General features: G+C 76.1%; 3 protein-coding genes. All 3 read right to left on the minus strand.

Features of this window, described 5'->3' with window-relative positions; genetic code table 11:
• Positions 1-128: 128 nt before the first annotated feature.
• Positions 129-950, minus strand: coding sequence for a hypothetical protein (locus DLJ47_RS11555; RefSeq protein ID WP_158289811.1), 822 nt, complete (start codon positions 948-950; stop codon positions 129-131).
• On the minus strand, positions 947-2194 hold the full coding sequence (locus DLJ47_RS11560; RefSeq protein ID WP_109900041.1) for an MCE family protein: 1248 nt from the start codon (positions 2192-2194) through the stop codon (positions 947-949). Before DLJ47_RS11560 ends, DLJ47_RS11555 begins: the two co-directional genes overlap by 4 nt.
• On the minus strand, positions 2191-2518 hold a 328-nt coding region (locus DLJ47_RS35705), incomplete at its 5' end, for a hypothetical protein (RefSeq protein ID WP_199235795.1). The genes DLJ47_RS11560 and DLJ47_RS35705, both read right to left, overlap by 4 nt.

Genomic DNA, 2518 nt, shown 5'->3' on the forward strand with positions numbered 1-2518 from the left:
GAGGCCGAGGAGGACGGGCACCACGCGGGCGAGGTTGTAGCCCCGCGGCGGGCGGGCGGGCCGCAGCCGGGGGCGTGGGATGCGGGTGAGCAGACGCATCGGTCCTCCTTGGAGACGTCGCGGCGGGGTCATCCGACGAACTGGAGTCGGGACACGAGCCAGTCGCCGGAGTCCCGGTCGCGGACCATGTCCAGTTGGATCCGGTAGTGCGACGGCCGGCCCTCGGGTGCCTTGGCGTTCTTCACGGTGGCGTCGACGGCCACGATGACCACGGCCCGGTTCCGGTCGCCGGAGACCAGGCCGGCCCGCAGCACCGACCCCCGCGAGTCGACCTTGTTCTCCACCACCGCGGCGCGCACCTGCGCCTGGCCCCGGGTGAACTCGTCCTTGAACTCGCCGGTCGCCCCGGCGGAGATCCGTTGCAGGTCCCGGTCCACGCTGGCCGCGCTGACCGAGACGAAGTCGACGCTGGCCTGCCGGGCCGCGGCCACCGCCGCCTGGCGGGCCTCTTCGACGGCGCGCACCGTGTACCAGCGGTGCCCGTAGAACCCGGCCCCGGCCAGGGCCGCGGCGAGCAGCACCACGAGCAGGCCCACGAGAGCTCGCCGGCGGCCGGCCACGGCCCGGTCCACCGCCGCACGGTCGGCGGCGGTCCCGTCGGCCGCCGCGGGGTCGTCGGTGGCGGACGCGTCGTCCCCGGCGGGTGGGTCGTCGGCCCGGGCCGGGTCGCCCAGCGCGGTCAGCTCGTCGACGTCGTCCGGATCCGCCACCGGCTCCTGGTCGAGCCGCTCCAGCACGGCCTCGATTGACGGCTCCGGCCGCGGCACGGGACGGCTGACCAGCCGGCGCTGGGCGGGCCGGCCGGGTGCGCCGGCCTTGGCGCCCTTGATCACTTTCAGTCTGCGGTCCCTGCGGGTCTGCACGGGCTCCTCCTCGGATCTGCCGGTCACGGGGTCACCCCGGCGAGCAGCAACTGCTTCCACGACTGGTCACCGGCGGTCCGGTACTGGCCGCCGGTCCCGCCGAACTGCAACGGTCGCCCGTCGGAGCCGAGCACCAGCCCGGTCGCCGGGTCGTAGCCGACCGTCCCGGTCGTGGCGGCGGGCGGGGTGCCGGTGGCGGGCGCCGGGTCGGCCCCGCCCGGGCGGGGCGCGTTCGGGGCGCCGCGCACCCCGGCGCCGGCCGCCCGGTCCTGCGGGCCGCACTGCCGGCTGCCGCCCCGGTACACGCAGGACGGCGGGTTGTTGACGTTGAGCACCAGGCCGAGGTGGGCGGTGCCGTCGCCGGGGGTGACGGTGAAGCCGCCGGCGACCGCGATCGGGTACGCCACGAGCAACTGCTCGATGCCGGGCAGCCGCCGGGCGGCGATGCCGTTGACGGTCACCAGGTTGCCGAGCAGGGTGCCGATGGTCGGCTCCAGACCGCGCAGCAGGGCGATCGTCTCGGTCGCGGCGGGCGGGCCGGCGGCCAGGACGCGCCGCAGGTCGGGGTCCGCTTCGCGGACGGTGGCGGCCAGCTCGGCCAGGCCGCGCGCCCAGCGCCGCAACGCCTCCGCCGACTCGGCCTGGGTGGTCAGCACGGTGCGCCCGTCGTGGATCAGGGCGAGGGTCTCGGGCAGGGCCGCTGTCGCGTCGGTGAGCAGCGCGTCCCCCGCGTCGAGGATCCGGGCGAGCGCGGCCTCGTTGCCTTGAAACGCGGTGCCCAGCTCGGTGATCAGCACGGCCAGGTCCTCCGGCCCGACCGAGCGGACCAGCGCGTCCAGGTTGGACAGCAGCACCTCGGGGGCGAGCGGGACGCCGGTGCGGTCGGCGGGGATCACCGACCCGTCGCGCAGGTACGGGCCGTCGTCGCGGTCCGGCCGCAGGTCGAGGTACTGCTCGCCGACGGCGGAGCGGTGCGCCACCACCGCGCGCAGCTCGGCGGGCACCCGGACGTCCCGGTCGATCCGCAGGTCGGCGCGGACGCCGTCACCGCGCAGGTTGACCGCGGTGACCCGGCCGACGGGCACCCCGCGGTAGGTGACCGGGGCGTTGGCGAACAGGCCGCCGGCGCGGGCGAGGTCGACGTGCACCACGTACCCGCCGCCGAGCAGCCGGTCGCCGAGGCCGACGTAGCGCACCCCGACGTAGCCGACGCCGAGCAGGCTCACCAGTACGAAGGCGATGACCTGAAGTTTCGCGGTCCGTCCGATCATGGCAGCAGCCCGCCTCCGAGGATGTCGGTCAGGCCGCCGACCGTGCCGGTGATCGCGCCGGTCACCGGCAGGATGCAGTCGGCGGAGAGGATCGTGCCGGCGGGCAGTTCCGTGCCGGCGGGGAAGGCGGTGCCGGGCGGCACGATCCCCTTGGGCAGGATCAGCCCGCCGACGGGCACCTTGGAGCCGGGCTTGAGCAGCAGGCAGCCCTCCGGCAGCTGGCACTCCTTCGGCGGCGTCCACGTCGTCGGGAACTTGGTCAGGTCCGGCAGGCACTTCAGCAGCGGCAGGTCCGGCAGGGACCCGCCGGGGCGGGTTCCGGGG

This window comes from Micromonospora sp. S4605 (assembly GCF_003176715.1).
Lineage (GTDB): Bacteria > Actinomycetota > Actinomycetes > Mycobacteriales > Micromonosporaceae > Micromonospora > Micromonospora echinaurantiaca.